Source organism: Methylocaldum sp. 14B, from assembly GCF_002005105.1.
Classification (GTDB): Bacteria; Pseudomonadota; Gammaproteobacteria; order Methylococcales; family Methylococcaceae; genus Methylocaldum.
The window spans coordinates 1-19,894 of sequence record NZ_MSCV01000018.1 but is presented as its reverse complement, the minus strand read 5'-3'; the positions used below and the strand labels follow the sequence as shown (position 1 = coordinate 19,894).

Genomic DNA, 19,894 nt, shown 5'->3' with positions numbered 1-19,894 from the left:
TTGCTTTGGTTAAACTCGGGTGAATTCAATTAGCCAAACGCGGCAACCCTTAGCAAAGTTATCTAAATAACATCGTTGAGCCGGTCCGTATATCGGTAAGATTACAGCGAAGTTAATTTAATGAATCAGGGACAAAAGCATCTGGCCGGCACCCTGCAAGATTCGCAGAGCCTCAAGTTCTATGCCCTACGAGTCGACCTTTGCAAACTCATGCGAACCGGCTGGAGGCTTACGCGTGAGGCAGTTGTCAACCAAGATTTGACAACTCCAAGTCGGCGCCGGCTGCATCACTGATGTCTCTGAACGCATCGGCAAACGGAGCGCAATCCGGAACTGAAAGCTGGCGTGACTTCAGACAGAACGGCAGTACCCACAGCCGCAGCCTTTCCACTTTGGGGAACTCGAACACCGGGAGCGGCCGGTCGAACGTGGCCGTCTTGGGGTAGATGAGGACGACATCGCCCCGACCGTCCAGGTAGCTCTGGCCGTAGGCCTGCAACTGGTAGAAGTCACTTTGCGAGAGGCCGTACTTGTCCGTGCCATTCGCCTTTAGGCCGTCCAGCAGCTTCCACTTGGAATCTAGCACCAGCGTGTCCCGGCCGGCATCCCGAATCAGAAGATCGGGCTTCAATCGGAACCAGTTCTGTTCACAATGGCGAACCAGGTGATGACTACGGGCCTGGGTTTTCAGGATCATGGGCCGCGCCAGTTGTTTCGCCAGATGCTTGGCGACGAATGCCTCGAACACCGCCTCCATCGGAAACAGCAGTGACGGCGCACGATGCCCGCCGGTGCCGGTCAAGGGCGATTCCTCATCGAGGATGAGCCGCGCCCAGGCTAGCGCATCAGCGTAGTAACCCATGCCACGGTCCAGCCTCGCTCGCTGAAAGTCGACCCGAGGCTGTGCAGAAACCGGGACGTCCGCGAACACGAACGCCAGCTCGCGGGCCAGTTGCTGGTTGAGCCGCGAAGCAGACAGCATCAACGCACGCCGCAATGCGGCATGCAGTAAACGGTTCTCCGGCCGGTCGATCGAGAACTTGTCGTGCTCGGTGAAGAAGCGATCTGCCCGATACAGGTTCTGCCGCACATGCGGCGCCATCAGCAGCTTACCCCTTAGGGTGAAGAGATTGTCTTGCCTGCTTGAATAGTCGCTGCGCAGCCCACGCTTGACGATGTGGTCGACCGTGCGCAGGAACTCGGCAATGAAGACCTCCAGCAATGGCATCCGCGCTGCCGAAATCCTGGCGCCGTCGATTTGAACGTGGCGGAAACCTTGGAGGCAGCAGAGCATTTCGATCAGCAGCTGACGCGCCTCAGCGACACCGCCGCCGATCGCCTTGCCGACCTTGGGCAGCACCTCGATCTGGAAACCGTCCGGGGCGCGGATCACACCGACGAAACTGGTGACCTGCACGACGCGACGCCCGCGTCGCTGGGCCAGGCGCAGCCACGACGCCTCTCCTTGCTCGGCGACCCGCAAGCACTGATCCTCAAGCCACCTGTAAACGTTGTCTGGGATGGGATGCAAGCCCTCGGCGCCCGCGAAGTCCGACCTCGCTGCCATCAGTGCGTCGAATTCGTAGATCGTGATGCCGCTTACCCGCGCCCCGGCATTCATGTCGACAAGGTCTGGTAGATGCCAATGTAGGCATCCGGATTGGAGAACGCGGCCTCCTGCACCGCGTAGCGGCGCTTGGTGGCGTAGCTGTCCAGTCCGTGGTCGCCACCGAACAGGCGAGCCAGATCATCCTCGTGATCCTGGCTTTCCAGCACGAACTGCGCGGCTGATGGCTTCTGGTTGTCGGCCAGAACAAGACGAATCTTCTGCCAGTCCTCGAAGAAGTACTCTTCGAGCAAGGGCAGGATGCGCGTGCTGAACACCTGCTGCAGCGCCACCAGTCGTTCGTCTCCGTCAGGCACTTTGGCCAACGGTGTGAAGTACGCGTGGCCGATGCAATGGTCCCGGTCGTACAGTGCCTCGACGCGCTGGTTGATCGCGTCGAGCATGCGAGGTACGTCGATCACTTGCTCGCCCAGACTGACGCGCAGACCTGCGAGAGGCGCGCCCGGTTCATCGCGAGCATCCGGCATCACCGGCACGAACTCGAACCGGCGGCGTAGCGCGGTATCCAGCAGCGCAAGGGAGCGGTCTGCCGTGTTCATCGTGCCGATGATGTCGACATTGGCCGGCACCGAAAAGCTATCGCCGGAATAAGGCAAGGTCACCGAGACCGCGTTCTCGGCGCCTTCGCGCTTGTCGGGTTCGATCAAGGTGATCAGTTCGCCGAAGATCTTGCTGATGTTGCCCCGGTTGATCTCGTCGATCACCATCGCGAAACGCTGATCCGGTGCGAGCCGCGCCCTGCGACACAAACCCTTGAAGACGCCCGAACGGATTTCGTATTGGATTTCGCCAGCCTCCGTGTCGCCGTCGAGGACCGGCCGGAGCCCCTCGACGAATTCCTCGTAACCGTAGGATTGGTGGAAGGTGACGAAGCTGTAGCGCTGGACCGCTCCGGTGTCGCGGTGGCCGGCTTTCAGTTCATCGACCACGCGAACCAGATCTTCGCAGGTGTCCCGCCAGTCGCCAGCCAAATGCCAGACCGAGTCTGCCGACTTGTCAAAAACGCCAGGTGCGAGGCGCTTTTTCAGCTTCACCGTTGCGGAGTCCTCGACCGCGTGGGAATTCAGCGTCTGCCAGAGGGTTTGCCGGATGTTCCGGTTCGGCCCGTTGGCGGCGATCACCGCCTTGATGAAGGGGTGCTCCGTAAGATCGCTGACCTTCCCTTTGCCACCCAGGTCGTACAACGCTGCGGCTGCGGCCTCCCACCACTTCAGGATCGCAATCTTCTCGGCGATGAACTGGCTGCGCCACTCCTCATTGGACACCGAGGTCATGGCCTGCTCATATTCGCGCTTGAGCAGCTTCGAGAGCTCGTAGGTCTTTCCCGTGCCCGGCGGACCGTAATAAATACGGTTGATGGGCTGGCTCACCGCATCGGTATCGGCCGCTTCCTCCTCATTGGAGTCTTCACCCGGCTCCGCCGGGTCGTCGCGCAGTTCATCGGGCCACAGGCCGGGCCGCTCGGTTTCGAGCACCAGCCAGTCGTCCAGCGAGTCACGCTCGGTCGACAGGGCCGCTTCGATCTTTGCCACCAGATCCTCGGTCAGAAGCTCCCGGTTGAGTTTGCCGACTGGCCCCAGCGGTCGGGTCCAGGTGATCCTTCGGGCTCGGGTTCCGCGGATGACGCCCAGCACCCCCACCGCGCGCTCGCTGCCGGGATTCTTGCGTCCGAAGCGCACCTGGACGCCCTTACCCATATGCCACCAGTCCAGGCCGGCAGCGTGAACGGCTCGCGCCAACCGGCAGAACAGCGCCTTGTCCTGGGAAGGCCAGGACGCCCGGAAGGTCCTGAAGACCGGCTTGCCGTCGAAGTGTTTGAGCAGGTCCTCGTCGCTCAGGGTCTTGCCCAGGTTCAGCTTGGCGACTACCTCGTCGTAGCGCAGTTTGAAGTTGCGGATAGCCTCCACGGTCCACGCCACCAACTCGTCAAACGACTTGGTCAGTCCGTCGGTCGCAGGCAATACGGCCATGATGGGCGATGCCGTGACCGGCCCGCGGATAGCCTCGTACTTAGGGCGCAGTGTGAAGTCATCTGTTTGAGTGTCGACCAGATCGATCTTGACGACGAAACCGTGAACTGCATCGATCCCGACGGTGTAGGCCAACTCTTTCGGTGACTCGGAAGACGGGTAGATTCGTCCCCAGTTGTATGAAATGAACTTTTTTTGCCACTGATCGGTCGGCTTTCGGACTGTCTTGGTCCAGCCCATAGGGAAAAAACTCTGTTGAACAGCCTCAGCCCAGCGCTTCGTAACATCGAATGCTTGGCTCAGTTCCTCATAAACCTTTTGCTGCTCCGGGCTGGTCTTGTCGTAGACCGTCCCCTTCCACTTATTCAGCAGCTTGAAGTAGTCACTGGTGAAATAGTCCGCCATCGTTCTTCAAATTCCTTCGACATCGATTCCGTGCTCGGCCAGCCAGGCCTTGCGTTGCGCGTAGTCAGGCATGGCGCGCTCCACGCGCAGCCAGAATGCGGGGGTGTGGTGCGGCTCGTGCAGGTGGGCGATTTCGTGCACCACCACGTATTCCGCGATGCGCGCGGGCAGCAAGACCGCCTTCCAGTGGAAGTACAGCCAGTCCCCCTTGCCGCACGAGCCCCAGCGGTAGCCCAGGTCCTGCACCTTCACGCCGGCAGGCTTCACCTCCATTCGCCTCTGGTACTCGGCCACGCGGCTCGCCAGCCAGGCCTTGGCGCGCTCGCTGTACCAGCGAATGAAGTGCTCGCGCGCGGCGGGCAGAGCATCGTGGCGCAGGCAGAAGCGGCCCGCCGCGAGCTTGAGTGGCACGTCCTGCTCGTCCACCAGCTTCAGCCGGTGGCTGCGCCCCAGGTAGAGGAAACCCTCGCCGCCGACATACTCCTTGCGGGGAATCGGGCGCTGTAGGCGATCTTTCTCGGCCAGCTTGGTATAGATCCAGAAGCGCTTTTCCTGCACAAAAGCGCGAAGGCGGGCCTCATCCAACTCGGGCGGGGCAGACAGCACCAGGTCCCCGTCACGTTCGACGGTGATCTGCATCGTCTTACGGCGCGCGCTGTGGCGCAGCGTGAACTGCAGATCGTCCACCTGGAGCTTGAGCGCTTCTACCTTCGCGAGCATCGAATCACACCTGCACCAGCTTGTCGTGGTTGGCGCGGGCCTGCTCCATCAGCTTGTCGGCCAGCACGCCCGCCTTGTCGGCGTCCACCAGAGGCGGACGCAGGCGCATTAGATAATCGAACAATTGGCCGTTCAAATCATCCTGTGCGGCCCGCTTGTGTGGGCTCCAGATGTTTCGGTTGCCCTGAAGTTCCTGGACCAGCAGTTCCACCAGCTCGACCGTCACATTCTTTAGGCGCAGCAGCTCGGAAGGCTGGGGCGTTTGCCCGGCACAGACCACGTCCAGCACGGTGCGAAGGAAGGGCGCGCAATGCTCGGGCAAGTCGCCCGGGGTATCGGCGGTGCTTGCCTTGCCCGTGCGCAGCTCATCGATGATCTTCTGCAGTTGGGCGATAACCTCGTTCCACTGCTCGCCGAGCGTCTTCAGGATCTCGTTCAGCCGCTCGGAGAGCTTGCGATACAGTACCGGGTCTTCGTCCACATGCTTGCGGATGTGCGAGCGAATCGCATGCTCCATCTCCGAGGCCTTGGCGCGGTCGCTGGCTGCGCGGGCGACGTGTGTGTCGAAATCGGCATCGGTGAGCTGGATCGGCGGGATCTTGGGATCGATGCCCAGCGAGATCACGTGGTCGTCGATCAGCTTGCGCACCTTGGCGCCGACGTCCTTGCCGAGGACCGGCGTGTCCTTGTAGCGGTTGCGAGCCCGGGCGTAGATGTAAGCCAGCCGCTTCGCGTCTGCCGAGTACGGCAGCCCCTCGGGGCGCGGCAGCACCGTGTCCAGGGACGCGAGGAAAGCCTTGAGCTTGACCGCGAACTCGGCCCGCAACCTCTCGCTGCCCAGCGCCTCGACGCAAGCTTCAACGTCCGCCAGCGACTCGATGCCCCGCTGGCGGAACAGGTCCACCACGCGCAGATGCCGGTCGCGCAGCACCGGCACCTCGTCCTTCAGGCTGGCCAGCGCGCCTTCCACGTCCTCGTCGGCGTAGGCGGCGAGGGCTTCCTTCAGGTGCTGCGCGACGCCGTAGTAATCCACCACGATGCCGCAACGCTTGCCGAAGCCGGTGCGGTTCACGCGGGCGATGGCCTGCAGCAGTTCCGCCTCTCGGATGGGCCGGTCGAGGTACATCACGCCCTCGATGGGCGCGTCGAAGCCGGTGAGCAGCATCGACTTCACCACCAGAAAGGCCAGCGGATCGGTCTTCTCCGGCTGGGCGTGGAACAACGGCTTCTTGAAGCGCTTGATCAGTTGCTCGTGTGCCGCGCCATCCGTCCAGTCCTTCCACGCCGGATCGTCGTTGTTGCTGCCGGAGATGACGGGCGCGAACTCGATGCGGGCCAGCGTGTCGCGGTAGCGCCAGGCCTGGACGAGCGCCTGAACCTTGGGCGGGCGCTGGTACAGGGCCTCGTCGTCCATTGCCTTGTCTTCCGGGCTTAGCGCCTCGGCCTCCACCAGCAGTTCGTCTCGGGCTTTCTTCAAGGCCTCGAAGTAGCGAATGGCCGCCAGCCGGCTGTACGCCACCACCTGTGCCTTGTAGCCGTTGGGCAGGATGTTGGTGACGTAATGGCGGAGGATGTCGCGGGCCTTGTCGGCGATCAGCGCCGGGGCGTCGAAGATGTGCCCCTTGGTCGCGTACTTCTGTTTGATGGCCTCCAGTTCCTCGGGGCTATGCTGGCGGAACAGGTCTTCGAACAGCTCGTCCAGGCTGGCGCCGTCCTTGATCGCGCCGGTGGCGGTACGCCCCTCGTAGAGCACCGGCACGGTGGCGCCGTCGGCCTCGGCTTCCTTGATGGTGTAGCGGTCGATGAACTCGCCGAAGACCTCGTGGGTGCGCTTCCTCTCGCCCATGATGATCGGCGTGCCGGTAAAGCCGATGCGTACGCAGTTGGGCAGCCCGGCCAGCAGATTGGCGTGCAGGTCGCCGGCTTGGGTGCGGTGGGCCTCGTCCACCAGCACGAGGATGCTGTCGTCCTCGTTCAGTACCTCGAACTTCTCGCCGGCCTTGTAACCACCTTTCGATTCTTTGATTTTCGGCAGGTCGTCCGCCGTCAGCGGCGCATCGCCAGCCGTGTCCGTGTCGCGGTACTTCTGGATGGTGGCAAAGATCAGCCCCGGCCCCTTGCGGCGCGCGAGAGCCTTCACGCCCGCCGTGCTGTCCGCCACCTCGACCACCTCGCCGGTGAGCGTGGCGGTCACGGACAGCTGGCTCTGCAGGTCCTTGCGGTCGGTAACCACGATGACCTTGAAGCGCCGGAGCTGAACGTCGGCGCGCATCTTGCGCACGAGAAACACCATCGTGAGCGATTTGCCCGAGCCCTGGGTGTGCCAGATGATGCCGCCGCGCCGGTCGTGCTCGCCATGCTCGCGGCGGGTCTTGCCCGTTTTGAGCTTGGCAATGGCGCGGTTCACCGCCCGGTACTGCTGGTAGCGGCAGACGGACTTGATGGTCTGCCCGCCCACCTGCATGAAGAGCAGGAAGTTTTTCACCACGTCCAGCAGGTGCGCGGGCGCCAGCAGGCCGGCGATCAGGCGATCCTGCTCCGACAGGGCGGTTTTGCCCAGCGCCTGCGCCACCTCGATCTCGCTGCCGGTGCCGTCCGGGCCGACCACCGTCTTCCACTGCGCGAAGTGCTCTAGGCCTGAGCCGACGCAGCCCACCCGCGCCTCGTCGAAGCTGGTGGCCACCAGCAGTTGGTTGGTGGCGAACAGCGCCTCGTTGCCCTCGTTGTCGTCCACCTCGAAAGCCGCCTTGCGCTGGTTGCCGTAGCGGCGCAGCTGATCGACCGCCTCGGCCAGCGGCTCGGGAATGGAGGGGCTCTTGCACTCCACCACCACCAGCGGGATGCCGTTCACCAGCAGAACCAGGTCGGGCACGATGAAGGCCTTGGCCGCGTTGAAGCCGGGCGGGCAATCCACTCGGTATTGATTGATTACCGTGAAGCGGTTGTTGGCCGGGGTGTCCCAGTCGATGTAGCGGAGGGTCTGGCCGCGCCCGCCGTCCCAGCCGGGCAGTCCCTCGACGGTCAGGCCCTTGATCAGCAATTCGGTGGCCTTCTGGTTGGCCTCCATCAGCTTGTGCGTGCCCAGGCGGGTGATGGCCGCCACCGCTTCCGACAGGCGCGCCTCATCCAGCCAGGGCTGGCCATCCGGGCCAGGATTCAAGGCGTGTAGTTGCTGGCGCAACGTCTCTTCCTGGATGACTTCGGCGAAGCTGCTGCGGCCGGTGACGGCCGGGTCATCCAGGCTGCCTTGGATGTGCGCCCAGCCCAGCGCCTGCAACTGGGCGACGAAGGGCTTTTCGACGTCTTCGAGTTCCCAGCCCATTAACGTTTTCCTTCGGTTTTGTCACTGTCCCGCAGAGCAGCCAGCACCATGCCCCCCTGCTCGGACAAGCGATATTTCTGTAAACGGCTTTGCGGTTTGTCCGGCAGGGTCCTTTCAATCCAGCCGGCTTGGAGCGCGGGAATCAGGTACCTTTGGTGGAAGGATTTCCGGTCTGCCAAACCCAAGGCCGCTTGCAGGTGTTCGCGGGACATTTCCCCGTGGAGAGCGCGGAGCAATGCCTCGACTTGGGGGGTGACATGAGGGCCGACTTGGGGGGCGAGGTTTTCCCGCAGTGCATCGCGGATCATGGTGAGCATGAAGCCGATGAAGGGGGCGCTGTCGGTTTGCTCGGTACTGAGTTGAATCGCCCGGTAATAGGCCGCCTGATGCCGATGGATCAGGCTTTCAACCGGTAAATTAGCGAACAGGGGCTGCCAGCGAGAAAGCAGCAGGGTCTGCCACAGGCGCCCGATGCGGCCGTTGCCGTCGGCGAACGGGTGAATGAATTCGAATTCGCAGTGAAATACCGAGCTGGCGATCAGCGGGTGATCCTCGGTCGCGGCGAGCCAAGCGAGCAAATCGGCCATCAGACGCGGCACCTGGTTGGCGGGCGGGGCCATGTGCAAGACCTGTTCGCCGGCCATCACGCCGACGCCGCCCGGACGGTAGCTTCCAGCGCTGTCCAGCAGGCCCAGCATCAACAGCCGGTGCGCGTCCAGCAAATCGGATTCCCGCAGCGGGTTCCAGGCCGGCATGCGTTCGTAGGCCGCCAGCGCGTTGCGGGCTTCCTGAATTTCTCGCGGCGGCGCGATGACCCGTTTGCCGTCGAGGATGGCGGTTATCTGCGCTTCGCTGAGTGTGTTGCCTTCAATGGCCAGCGAGCCGGTCACGGTGCGGATACGGTTGATGCGGCGCAGGCGCAGCGGGTCTTCCCGCTCCAGCCGCAGCTCGAACCGTCCCAGCATTTCGCCGATTTCGGCCACCCGCGTGACGATTTCGCCGGTCAGGGAAAACGGCGGGCGATAGTCGCTCATGGCGCGCCGCCCACCAGCAGCGGCGTGACGCGGACGCGGCCGGTGAGGAGGTCGTCCATGAGGCCGGCTCGCTCTTGCCTGTACTTCTCAAGACAGTCACTTTCGAACTGAAGCTGAGACTGAAGTGCTTCATATCGCATAGCAATCGCGTCCTGCTCTTCTCGGGCTGGCACGGCCAATAGGAGCGGACGAAGATCCTGGAGATTGATGTTCTTCTGCGCGCTCTGCGGGGCTCGTGCGTCGAGCCCCCGTTTAGCTTTGCGGATAGACAGTTCGACGAATCGGACGCTGTGCGCGTCATGCACCACTGCGCCGACCACACTGTCTGGGAAGAACATCGGGATAGCCAAAATCGCCGTGTCAGCGATATTCGCGGCGATGGTGATCGCGATGGTTCCGGCAGGGAACTCTTGGCTGACTGATGTGCCGCGATCACTCAACGTCTGGGAAAACGTCGAGACGTACTCACCTTCGGCTGCCGCAACGTCGCCGGTTTGAATGAACGGATGCTTGCCTCCGTAGAACCTGGGATCATTTCTCGGCCTGTGCGTGAACTTTCCCCGGGAGACTTCAGCCATGTACCCAAGCGGCTGCATGCTCCAATCCTTCGGAATCCACCCCAGCGGCGACTCCTTGTAGAGATGCGGCGCCTCGGCCTGGGGCGGGCGAAGTTCGCCGTTGGCGTTGACGCCGCGCGTCAGCAGGTCGTGCAGCAGGCCCTGCTTGACGGCCTTGAGCTTGGCGATGATCGCCTCGGTTTCGTGGATGGCGGTGTCGAGGGTGTCGAGGACCTCGGCCAGCTTCGTCTGATGCGCGATTGGCGGGAAGGACACCGGCAAGGTGACCATGTCCCGCTGAAAGATGTGCGGGATCGAACTACCCGAGACCTTGTCATCGATGAGTTTCTTGAACTCAGCACCGTTCAGGACGTGATACAGAAAGCGATAGTCGATCCCCCGCACGGGGCGAACGAGCATCATCGTTCCATTGATCGTTGCTTTTCCTGGTAGCGAATCGATGCGAGCTACGCGCCCGATGGTGCCGTCTTTTGAAAGAATCACATCACCTTCTGCAAGGGCGATCTCCGACGATTCGTTGTAGCGGAACTCCGAGATGTGATCGGTGGCATCCCAGTCGATGCGCCCGCTCTCAATGTGCTTCCCCGCAATGAGAAAAGGCCCTGACTCCGTATACTCGGATGCGGCGAGTCCCCGCCAGCCGATGCGAGCCTTGATGTAGCAGTACTTTCCAAGCGGGTCGGTTTGCCAACGCTCAGACATACCCCAACCCCTTCAAGAACCCTTGCAGCGCCTGCGCCGCCGCCTCCCGCTTGCTTTCGATCTCGGTCAGCGTCACGCGGTACTTGTCCCACCAGTTCTCGAACGCGGCGACGATGTCCTTGCGCTGGGCCGCGATGTAGCGCTCGACGATGGCCTTCATGTCGTTGTGCAGAATGGTCAGCAGCAGCTCGGCGGCGGCTTCGGGCGTGAGGCCATCCACCGCCGCGTTGATGTGCGCGGCGAAGCTTTCCTTCTTGGCCTTGAGCTGTTTCTTCACGGCTGCGAGTTCCTTCTTCCACGCCTTGATCTGTTCTTCACTCACCGCGTTCTCGTCGTCGGCCTCCGCCGCCGCCTCGGCGGCTTCGCCTTCCTCGCCTTCGGCGTCCTTGGGGCTGGCGGCCTTGATCAGGCTGTCCAGCTCGGCCTTCCTGGCCTCCAGCTCGTTGATGGCCTCGACGAAGTCGCTCATCAGGAACTTGACGAGCTTGTGCTCCAACGGGCTTTCCTTGCTGGCCTTGTCTTCCAGCGCGGTGACGATGCTGGTGCGCCAGGCGTCGGCCACGCCCTTGGCGCCGCGCGCCATCAGGGTAAGGAAGTCGTACTTGGTCTGGTACCAGAAGCCGGCGATGATGCCCCGCACCTGGAAGGGATCGAGCATGCCGATGACTTCCAGGCTTTCACTGAAGCTGGCCAGCAGGTCGTTGCGCAGGGCGACGAGGATGGCCGCGTTGTCGATTTGCCCGGCCAGCGCGGTGATGCGGGCGCTGTGCTGTTGCCACCACTGCTCGAAGGCCTCGCGGATGTCGGCTTCCTTGGCGACGAGGCCCGCGTTGTTCTCGATGGCGGGCTTGAGGTCCTGACGCTTTGCCAGCTCGGGTTTGAAGTCGACGTACCTCTCGTCACGCTCGACGAACAGGTCCATCGGGTCGAGGCCGTGCGCCTTGAACAGGCGGGCCATCGCTTCGGCATGCACCTCGGCCTTGGGCACGCCGCCGACCAGATGCGCGCGCACGTCGTGGGGCTCGGGCGGCGGGGCGTTGTCGGCGTAGCGGCGGATGTTGAGGTTGTAGTCGTTCTTTTTCAGCGTGGCGTTGTCGACGATGGCCGAAAAGCCGTCTACCTGCTTGAACTCGTCGAAGGTGGTGACGATCTTCTCGATGTGCTCGGGCAGCAGATAGTTCTGCGCCCGGCCTTCGAAGAACTCGCGGTCGGCGTTGATGAACAGCACCTTGCCCTGGCGCTCGGGAGGTTTGCCGCTGACGCGATTCGCACCGTTCTGCACGCTCTGGCGCAGCACCAGGATGCAGGCAGGGATGCCGGTGCCGTAGAACAGATTGGGCGCGACACCGATCACGGCCTCGAGCAGGTCGTCGTCGATTAGCCGTGCGCGGATGGTCTTCTCTTCGCCGCCGCGGAACAGCACGCCGTGGGGCATGACGGTGGCGACCATGCCGCCGTCGCGGGTGACGGCCAGCATGTGCTGCAGGAACATCAGGTCGGCCTTTTTCGCGCCCAGCGGCACCTGGCCGTAACGGAAGCGCTCGGGGAACTTGGGCGACCAGGCGGGCGTGCCGTCGGCGGTCTTCTCCGTATTGCCCCAGTTGATGGAAAACGGCGGGTTGGTGAGCACCCGGTCGAAACGCATCAGCTCGCCGCCTTCGACATGCTGCGGCTCGGCCAGGATGTCGTCGTTCTGCAGATTGGCGGTGCTGATGCCGTGCAGCAGCATGTTCATCTTGGCGATGGACCACACCGTGCCGTTGAACTCCTGGCCGAAGAGATTGGCCTTGCGGCCGTCCTCTCCGTGTTCGTCGATGTACTCCTTGGCCGCGATCAGCATGCCGCCGGAGCCGCAGCAGGGGTCGTAGATGTCGTGGGCCAGGGTCGGCTTGACGAGGCGCACCATCATCCGGACCACCGAGCGCGGCGTGTAGAACTCACCGCCCTTCTTGCCGGCCGAGTCGGCGAATTCGCCGATCAGGTACTCGTAGGCCGCGCCCAGCAGGTCGGGGAACTCGAAGTCCTCGTTGCGCAGGCGGTGGATCCCGAAGTGCGAGATCAGCTGGCGCAGCTTGATGTCCGGGATCTTGCTCTGGCCCACCTTGCGGGTGAAGTCGATATGCTCCAGCACGTCGTACAGGCTGGTGTTGGCCGTCTCGATGCCGGTGAGCGCCTTGTTCAGGTAATCGCCGACGTTCTGGTGGGCGTCGTTCAGCAGGTATTCGTAGCGCGACTGCGGCGGCACCCAGAAGGAGCCTTCCTTCTTGTACCAGCGCGGGTTCTCCGCGGCGGCTTCTGCTTCGGCTTGGCTCTTGCCGGCGTCCATTTCGAGGCGGATCACTTCCTCGCGTCGCTGGTCGAACACGTCGGAGCAGCGCTTGAGGAACAGCATGCCGAAGATGTATTCCTTGAACTCGGAGGCGTCCATCTTGCCGCGCAGGATGTCGGCGGCCTTGAACAGGTGGCGCTCCAGTTGGGGCAGGGTCAGGGGCATCGGTGGTCTTCCGGATTCGTCATTGCTCGCCTTCCCGGTTCAGCAGTTCCAGGTAGGCGGTGTATTCATAGATGCGGTTGCGTTTCAGGCCGGTCAACTCGCGCACCAGGCCCAGCTCGATCATCGCGTCGAGCATCTTGCCTACCGTGTGCGGGCTCTGGCCGGTGACGGCGCCGATGGCGGGAATAGTGGTCACCGGGCGGGCGAACAGGGCCTGGTGGACCTGGAGCGCCGAGGGGGCGACGCGGCCTAGGCTGCGGATGCGTTCGCGGTCGGCTTCGCCTAGGGCATTGAGCGCCTTGGCGGTGTCCACGGCCTGCGTGGCGGTGTAGCGCACGGCAGTGGCGAAGAACCACAGCCACTCCTCCCAGTCGCCGTGCTCGCGTACCCGCTGCAGCATCTCGTAGTAGTTGCTGCGGTAGGTCTTGAAGTACAGCGACAGGTACAGCAGCGGCTCGCGCAATACGCCCTCGTGCACCAGGATCAGCGGGATCAGCAGCCGGCCCAGGCGCCCGTTGCCGTCCAGGTAGGGGTGGATGGTCTCGAACTGAACGTGCGACAGCGCGGCCTTGATCAGCGCCGAGTGGCGGACCGGCTGGTCGTTGAGGAATTTCTCCAGGTCGGACAGACAATCCCCCACCCGCTGGGGCGGCGGCGGTACGAACGATGCGCGCGCCGGGGATGCGCCGCCGATCCAGTTTTGCGTGCGGCGCACTTCGCCCGGGGCCTTGCCGGCACCACGCGCGTGGGTCATCAGCTTGGTGTGAATCTCGTTCATCAGGCGGGTGCACAGCGGCAGGCCGCCCTTGAGTAAGCCAAGGCCGTGCTCCAGCGCGGCGACGTAACAGGACACTTCGCGCACATCGTCCAGCGGCACGCCGGGTGCACCCTCGGCCTCGTAGAGCATCAGGTCCGACAGGGACGACTGTGTGCCCTCGATCTGCGAGGACATCACCGCCTCCTTGCGGACGTAGCTGTAGAGGAACACCGAGGTTTCCGGCAGCAACACCGTGATGCTGTCTAGCCGGCCCAAGGCCAGATGGGCGTCGTCCAGCCGCTCCTGCAGGCTGGCGTCCACGGTTAGCGGCGGTTCAGGCGGCAGGGGCGCGGGCACGAACGCGCGGCAGGTTTCGCCCGCCGCGACCGAGGTTTCGTAGTTGCCGGTGGCGCCGCGTTCCATAAATGACTCTTTGCACTAAGAAGTCGGCTTTATTGCACAAAAAGCTGAATTTAGCAATAAGCGCAGGGTGGAAATGCACTCCGTGCCTTGGCTGCGCGACCCAGAAGCGCCTGAATGGGCTCCGTTCAATACTGAGGAGCCGCCATGAAGCACAAGCCAACCCGACCCCACTCGACGCTTACGTGCGCCGCTACGGCTTTGTCCGGGAAAAGATCGAACGGCTGCAACGCCTGGCCGACAACCGCTTCGGCCACGATCTCGAGGCCATCTACCGGGCCACGTCGGCGACCTCGGGCAGGTGGAGACGGTGTTAGAGCGTTTTCCATCCCGGTGTACGGATTCGTGCCAGGAGGGGAGAACGTAGGTCGGCAATCCCTTGCCGACAAAGCCCTTCGCCGAGCCGATACGTCGGCAAGGGATTGCCGACCTACATATCCGAATCCCTTACACCGATTCGGAAAACGCTCTAAGTACATTCAGGGAAGTCTTGCGGCATAGGCAACCTGCAGGACAACCCCGCCAATCAAGCCAATCAGTCGAGATTCCGCAAATATTTGCGGAATGTACTTAGACAACCTGCTCGCCATCTTCGATGGCCAGTGATCCCGGTGCGCATCAAGCGAAGCGGCGGGCTCAAATGGGTGCTGCCGGCTTCGGGCTGCCCCGAGACGCCCATCCTCACTGCCTTGTCGCACGCCTTCCACTGGCAGCGCCTGCTCGACGAGGGGCAGGGGGCCAGCGGCAGGGAGACGGCGCGATGGCCTGCACCCGACCACGGTCAACGAGCTGCTGCGCCTGATTTTGTTGGCCCCGGCCGTGGTGCGGGCGCTGCTCGCCGGCAAGCAACCCCGCACGCTGAGCCTGATCCGGCTGAAGAACAACGAGGTGCCCTGGTCCTGGGACGATCAGGCCCGGTTGTTCGGGCGCCTGGACGGCTGAATCGGGCTCGACTCCGGCCTGGTCACCTGGATTGACCGCGAACCGCCGCGTGCAAGTCGTTGATTTGGCCAGGCCTGTGCATCGGCCAGCCACAGGTTGAATGGAGAAAAGAGAGGCCGAGCGGGGCAAAAGGGTGGGGAAAAGCGCCCGCCGCCGCGCGGCCAGACACCGCGCCGCTCCGGGAAGGCGCGCCAGCGCTGGCGCTTCGGGCAAGAAAAAAGCCGGGCGAGAGGCCTGGCTTCTGAATCGGTGGTGGACCGGAGGAGGATCGAACTCCCGACCTCTGCATTGCGAACGCAGCGCTCTCCCAGCTGAGCTACCGGCCCAAGTGCAAAAAAGACAAGGCTAATCGTTATTAACCCGGCCTATAAATATAGGCCGGGTTAATCCGGGGCAGGGATGCCCCGGCGCGGCGACAAGCCGCGTGAGCCCAGGCCGGGCATGTACCGGCCTGGGCGGCGGCCCGAAATACCAGGAGGGTATTTACGGGCCTGATTAATAAATACAATACTCCTTCGACATCCTTCTTTTCAACCTTGCTAAAAGCTTGCTGCACGACTCCGGCTCACCGGTTGCTCTCGGCCGGAGACGAACGTGCTGATCGTGGGCATTGGTCAAACAAGAAAAGCATGTCTTTTGCCCATTGATCAATAGCCAGAGCATTTTCATACCTAGTGTACGGGCACTCGCGCGTAGGTCGGGAATCCCTCCCAATCGCAAACGGTCATCCGGGGAGCACCCGAATGACCCTTCCAATCGCAAACGGTCGGCCTGGGAGCGCCGAAGCCGCCGTTCCCGACGGTGCCGTTGGGCCAACGGGTTCGTCGGCAAAGGATTGCCGACCTACGAATACTTGAATCCATTCACCCGAGCCGAAGGCGCCAACGACGTCCGCCAGGCCGGTTTTGCCGTACGAGCGCGATGAAAACGCTCTAAGAGCCTATCTCAGTAGGCCGTTCGCCCTGAGCCCTTCGACTCCGCTCAGGACAGGCCGGTCGAAGGGTTTCGGGGACCTACTGGGATAGGCTCAAAATCGCTATTCTTTGCCCGGAAGCAGATAATCCCGCTCCACCGCCTCGTCGATTAGTCCTCGGGCATAGTCCCATAGCGCGGTGGAACCGGCGGCGATGCGGGCATTGGCCGCCAACACCTGGTCGGCGGTGACGCCATGGTGCCGCCAGGCGCGGCCTTCGGTCAGGAAGTTGTGCAACAAAGGCATGAGTCGATCTAGAGACGCCGCAAAGCGGGCTTCGGTCGTCTCGCCCATTTCAAACTCTTCCCACAGCGCCCGCAGTTCCGCCGCCTGATCGTCCGGCAACATCCCATAAATCCGTTCGGCCGCCTGCCGTTCCCGTTCGGGCTTGCTGACGTTTCCCGCGACATCGTAGATCAGAACGTCGCCGGCATCGATTTCGACCACGTCATGGAGCAGCAGCAGCTTGACGACCCGCGCGAGGTCGAGGTCCATGTCGGCGTTGGCGTGCTCGGCGAGCACCAAGGCCATCAGCGCGACATGCCAGCTGTGCTCCGCCGAATTCTCCCGGCGCGAGCCGTCCGCCAGCCAGGACTGGCGAACGATGGTCTTGAGTTTGTCCAACTCGACGATGAAGCCGATTTGCCGTTTCAGTCTGTCCATGGGGAATCTCTACAAGGGGATTGATGGAGGATCGTAGGATGGGTAGACCGGAGCGAAACCCATCGGAATCGAAAGCCTCGCAATGATGGGTTTCGCTCCGGTCTACCCATCCTACCGCAGCAACGTCCGATAAAGCTCCCCATCCACATTCCCGCCGCTGATCACACAACAGACCGACTGTCCGCGGAAGCGTTCCGGTTCGGTCAGCAGAGCGGCCACGGCGAGGGCGCCGGTAGGTTCGGCCTTGAGATTGGCGAGTTCGAACAACAGCTTGACGCCCTGGGCAATTGAGGCTTCCGGTACCTCGACGATGCCGGCAAGTCCCGTATGCAAAATTTCCCAGTTGCGCCGGCCCAGGCTCAGGGTGCGCGCGCCGTCGGCGAGGGTTTGCGGTTCGGATTCGTTAACCACGATGCGCCCGGCTCTCAGAGAGCGTGCGGCATCGTTGCCCAGCAGCGGTTCCGCGCCGATCACGGGCGTCGATCGGCCGGCGCGATGCAGTCCCGTGATCAGACCGGCAGCGAGGCCGCCACCGCCCACGGGCGCGATGACCGCGTCGAATAGGTCGCCCAGAGCGGCAATTTCCTCTCCCAGGCTGGCATTGCCTTCGATTACCAACGGATCATCGTAGGCGCTGGCAACATAGGCATCGGGGCAGTCTGCGGCGAGTTCCGCCAGCCGTTCGGCCCGGCTTTTCACGCTTGTGTCCACTTCGTCTATCGTACCCCCGTATTCCCGCACCGCGTCCATTTTGACCCTGGCCGAAGTCGCCGGCATGACCACCCGGCAGGACTTGCCCAGCAGCCCGCAGGCATAGGCCAGCGCCTGTCCGAAGTTGCCGGACGACGCGGCGATGATCTGCCGTTGAGGGACTTTCGAAGCCAGATGGTAGGCGGCGCGGAACTTGAAACTGCCGGTGTGCTGGAAGGTTTCGCTGACCAGGGTAAGGTTCGCACCGACTCTTCGGGAGAGACGCGGCGCTGCGATTACGGACGTGGGATGCAGGACTGCGTTGAGGGATTGCGGCATCGTGGATACGTATTTGATTCAGGGCTTGGAATGATCTGCGGACCGGTCTGTTTGCCTTCGGTTCGTAACGCGTCGCCCCATCGCGCTGTGTCGCGATGGAAACGTTTCGACGGCACCCTAGACCTATCGCAGTAGACCGTTCGCCCTGAGCCTGTCTAAGGGCCTATCGTGAACCTGTCGAACTGTCTCTGATCGGTTCTAAGGCGACCGCTTCAAACTCGTCATCTGCTGCAGTGCTTCCCGGTGACCGAGCCGGCTTTGGCGCAAATTGACATACCATTGGCAATAGGCGCCGTAATTGCCGACCACACTGGCCTTGGCCACATCGGTCATGCCATCCAGCAGGGTCAGGAGAGATTCGCGGATATTCTGCTCTGCCAGCAGGTCCCGTGTTTGTACGGTTCGGTTGGCGACCATCCGTCGGTCTTCCTGCGTGAGCTTGGCGAGGAGTTTGATGCGTTGCTCGTATGCCGCCACGTCGCCGGGCGTCGGCCGATAGGAAGAGTCGTCGCGGTGTTCCTGAAGTGCCAGCCATTCGGCTGCGACGTCCTTCTCCGCCAGGTTCAGGAATTTTGCTTTGCGCAACTCTGCCAGTCGGTCGGAGCGCGTCAATGGCGATTCGACAGCGGCGGGGATGTTCTGGCTAGAGGAAGAATCCGGACTGTCGCATCCGGCTGCGACGATGACAAGGCCCATGGCGATCACCGGGTTGCTGAGCTCCCGGAGCGGCTTCGTACCGCGAAAGGGTTTTGATTGAGTCACCGGCTACTCCGAAAAGTTGGCGTCAGATCAGAGCGAAAAGGTTACCACGGCGAGCGCGAAATCCTGGTGCGGAAGGCATCGGGAATGTCCTTGCTTCGAAAATAAAGGATATTTTCCTTGCATCTTCGGGAGAGTTACCCGACATCCCTCGTGGGTCGCGACCGTATCGACGGGTATCCTACCCGGATGCCTGCAGCTTACCGCCATCGCTCATGCGGTGGTAACCACCCTTTTCCTTTTGTTTCGAATACGTCCGACATGTTCCATAAAAATTGCCCATATCTGTTGCGCCTGCCGCAAGCTTTCCGCCTACAAAGACTCGTTCCCTGCATACTCGCCTCGGCCGTGATATTGCCCGCCCATGCAGACTCCGTTTTTGTAACCCTGGAGAAGGACAATGCCGTAGTCGAAGTGGATGGGGCCACCGGCGAAGTCCGGCGCACGGTTCCGGTAGGCAAGCGGCCCCGAGGTATCCTGGCCGGGCGCGATGGCCTGAAGATTTTCGTGGCAACCAGCGAGGGCAATGCGATCGCTGTCCTGGATGCCCGCACTCTGGAACCCGTCGGCCGATGGCCGGTCGACAAGGACCCGAAAACCTTCACGCTGAACCCCCTCGAAACCCGCTTGTTCGCATCCAACGACGACGACAACCAGCTGACCGTGGTCGATGTCGAATCGCGCCAAGTGTTGAAGCGCATTCCCATAGGCAAGGAACCGGAGGGTGTTTCGATCAGCCCCGATGGGCGTTGGGTCGTCAGCACCAGCGAAGCCGACAATACCGCCACGTGGATCGACACCACCAGCCTGGAGCCGATGGAGCGAACGCCGGTCGACCCGCGACCTCGCTACTCGCGCTTTACCGATGACGGTGAACAGCTCTGGGTCAGTTCGCATGACGGCCAGTCTCTGACGATTATCGAAACGGCAACGAAGCGTCCGATCAAGACAATTACCTTCAAGATTCCCGATGTCGCGGACCGTGATATCGGAGCCGTGGGTATCCGAATCGACCGGGATCGCCGCTACGGTTATGTTGCTTTGGGCCGGGCCAGCCGGGTCGCCGTCATCGACGCCCGTACGCTCGAAGTGGTTCGGTACATTCCGGTGGGACAAAGGGTCTGGAATCTCGAATTCTCGCCGGACCAAAAGCGGCTTTATACCGCGAACGGACTCAGCAACGACCTCTCCATCATCGACCTCTCGACCTTCGTCGTAACGAAGACGGTTCCGGTCGGAAACGGTCCCTGGGCGATTGCCGTGCTTCCGTAACTCGTTCGGAGCTTTTCCCACAGTTCATTCGTGACAGCGCCGTGCGTTGCCCGGTTCCGTCACGATTGGGAACCTTCTTCCGTTCAGGCGTCTTTTCCCCGTTTATCGCACAGATTCCGCATTCGTCGGGCGTCTGGGGGAAGCCGAGGACCGTCTTTTTTCGGCGGATCGTAGACTTACAGTGAACGGCGCCCCGCTAACTCAAGCATGGTCGGAAACTAACGCTC

At 62.5% G+C, this 19,894-nt stretch carries 13 protein-coding genes and 1 tRNA gene; 2 read left to right on the top strand and 12 right to left on the bottom strand.

The genetic code is table 11. The annotated features are described in order from the left end of the window. Positions 1–247: 247 nt before the first annotated feature. From B2A78_RS14035 to B2A78_RS14000, 8 genes are read right to left on the bottom strand one after another with little or no spacing between them, the layout of a single operon-like run. A complete protein-coding gene (locus B2A78_RS14035) occupies positions 248–1,621 on the bottom strand; it encodes an McrC family protein (RefSeq protein ID WP_205780784.1) in 1,374 nt (457 codons plus the stop codon). Further along, a complete protein-coding gene (locus B2A78_RS14030) occupies positions 1,618–4,002 on the bottom strand; it encodes an AAA family ATPase (protein ID WP_077730632.1) in 2,385 nt (794 codons plus the stop codon). The genes B2A78_RS14035 and B2A78_RS14030 overlap by 4 nt, the downstream gene beginning before the upstream one ends. A 6-nt stretch (positions 4,003–4,008) precedes the next feature. Further along, entirely contained in the window at positions 4,009–4,722 is a 714-nt protein-coding gene (locus B2A78_RS14025) for a SprT family zinc-dependent metalloprotease (RefSeq protein ID WP_077730631.1), read from the bottom strand. A gap of 4 nt (positions 4,723–4,726) precedes the next feature. Next, positions 4,727–8,044, bottom strand: a complete 3,318-nt coding sequence (locus tag B2A78_RS14020) for a type I restriction endonuclease subunit R (RefSeq protein WP_077730630.1) — start codon at positions 8,042–8,044, stop codon at positions 4,727–4,729. Further along, on the bottom strand, positions 8,044–9,078 hold the full coding sequence (locus B2A78_RS14015) for a Fic family protein (protein WP_077730629.1): 1,035 nt from the start codon (positions 9,076–9,078) through the stop codon (positions 8,044–8,046). Before B2A78_RS14015 ends, B2A78_RS14020 begins: the two co-directional genes overlap by 1 nt. Then, the gene (locus B2A78_RS14010; RefSeq protein ID WP_077730628.1) at positions 9,075–10,358 is read right to left on the bottom strand and encodes a restriction endonuclease subunit S; all 1,284 of its coding nucleotides are present in this window, start codon (positions 10,356–10,358) and stop codon (positions 9,075–9,077) included. The genes B2A78_RS14015 and B2A78_RS14010 overlap by 4 nt, the downstream gene beginning before the upstream one ends. After that, the gene (locus B2A78_RS14005) at positions 10,351–12,852 is read right to left on the bottom strand and encodes a class I SAM-dependent DNA methyltransferase (RefSeq protein WP_077730627.1); all 2,502 of its coding nucleotides are present in this window, start codon (positions 12,850–12,852) and stop codon (positions 10,351–10,353) included. The genes B2A78_RS14010 and B2A78_RS14005 overlap by 8 nt, the downstream gene beginning before the upstream one ends. 19 nt (positions 12,853–12,871) lie before the next feature. Further along, positions 12,872–14,032 (bottom strand): Fic family protein, encoded by a 1,161-nt coding sequence (locus tag B2A78_RS14000; protein WP_077730626.1) that lies wholly within the window; start codon positions 14,030–14,032, stop codon positions 12,872–12,874. Between the two features lie 801 nt (positions 14,033–14,833). Between B2A78_RS14000 and B2A78_RS26095 the strand changes: the two genes are divergently transcribed. After that, positions 14,834–14,971, top strand: coding sequence for a hypothetical protein (locus B2A78_RS26095; RefSeq protein WP_168175430.1), 138 nt, complete (start codon positions 14,834–14,836; stop codon positions 14,969–14,971). A 250-nt stretch (positions 14,972–15,221) separates the two neighbouring features. Here the strand turns inward: B2A78_RS26095 and B2A78_RS13990 are convergent. From B2A78_RS13990 to B2A78_RS13975, 4 genes are all read right to left on the bottom strand, one after another. After that, positions 15,222–15,297: transfer RNA gene (locus B2A78_RS13990), tRNA-Ala, on the bottom strand. A 710-nt stretch (positions 15,298–16,007) separates the two neighbouring features. Then, positions 16,008–16,607, bottom strand: a complete 600-nt coding sequence (locus B2A78_RS13985; RefSeq protein ID WP_077730624.1) for an HD domain-containing protein — start codon at positions 16,605–16,607, stop codon at positions 16,008–16,010. 111 nt (positions 16,608–16,718) lie between these two features. Next, positions 16,719–17,636 (bottom strand): threonine/serine dehydratase, encoded by a 918-nt coding sequence (locus tag B2A78_RS13980; RefSeq protein WP_077730623.1) that lies wholly within the window; start codon positions 17,634–17,636, stop codon positions 16,719–16,721. A gap of 198 nt (positions 17,637–17,834) precedes the next feature. Continuing rightward, entirely contained in the window at positions 17,835–18,398 is a 564-nt protein-coding gene (locus B2A78_RS13975; RefSeq protein ID WP_077730622.1) for a hypothetical protein, read from the bottom strand. Positions 18,399–18,656: 258 nt separating this feature from the next. Between B2A78_RS13975 and B2A78_RS13970 the strand changes: the two genes are divergently transcribed. Then, the gene (locus B2A78_RS13970) at positions 18,657–19,667 is read left to right on the top strand and encodes a PQQ-dependent catabolism-associated beta-propeller protein (protein WP_077730621.1); all 1,011 of its coding nucleotides are present in this window, start codon (positions 18,657–18,659) and stop codon (positions 19,665–19,667) included. Positions 19,668–19,894 lie beyond the last annotated feature (227 nt).

Coding starts and splice junctions, on each gene's coding strand:
- B2A78_RS13985 (WP_077730624.1), bottom strand. CDS start 16,607: ATGGACAGACTGAAACGGCAAATCGGCTTCATCGTCGAGTTGGACAAA.
- B2A78_RS14015 (WP_077730629.1), bottom strand. CDS start 9,078: ATGAGCGACTATCGCCCGCCGTTTTCCCTGACCGGCGAAATCGTCACG.
- B2A78_RS14030 (WP_077730632.1), bottom strand. CDS start 4,002: ATGGCGGACTATTTCACCAGTGACTACTTCAAGCTGCTGAATAAGTGG.
- B2A78_RS14010 (WP_077730628.1), bottom strand. CDS start 10,358: ATGTCTGAGCGTTGGCAAACCGACCCGCTTGGAAAGTACTGCTACATC.
- B2A78_RS14000 (WP_077730626.1), bottom strand. CDS start 14,032: ATGGAACGCGGCGCCACCGGCAACTACGAAACCTCGGTCGCGGCGGGC.
- B2A78_RS14020 (WP_077730630.1), bottom strand. CDS start 8,044: ATGGGCTGGGAACTCGAAGACGTCGAAAAGCCCTTCGTCGCCCAGTTG.
- B2A78_RS14025 (WP_077730631.1), bottom strand. CDS start 4,722: ATGCTCGCGAAGGTAGAAGCGCTCAAGCTCCAGGTGGACGATCTGCAG.
- B2A78_RS14035 (WP_205780784.1), bottom strand. CDS start 1,621: ATGAATGCCGGGGCGCGGGTAAGCGGCATCACGATCTACGAATTCGAC.
- B2A78_RS13980 (WP_077730623.1), bottom strand. CDS start 17,636: ATGCCGCAATCCCTCAACGCAGTCCTGCATCCCACGTCCGTAATCGCA.
- B2A78_RS13970 (WP_077730621.1), top strand. CDS start 18,657: ATGTTCCATAAAAATTGCCCATATCTGTTGCGCCTGCCGCAAGCTTTC.
- B2A78_RS14005 (WP_077730627.1), bottom strand. CDS start 12,852: ATGCCCCTGACCCTGCCCCAACTGGAGCGCCACCTGTTCAAGGCCGCC.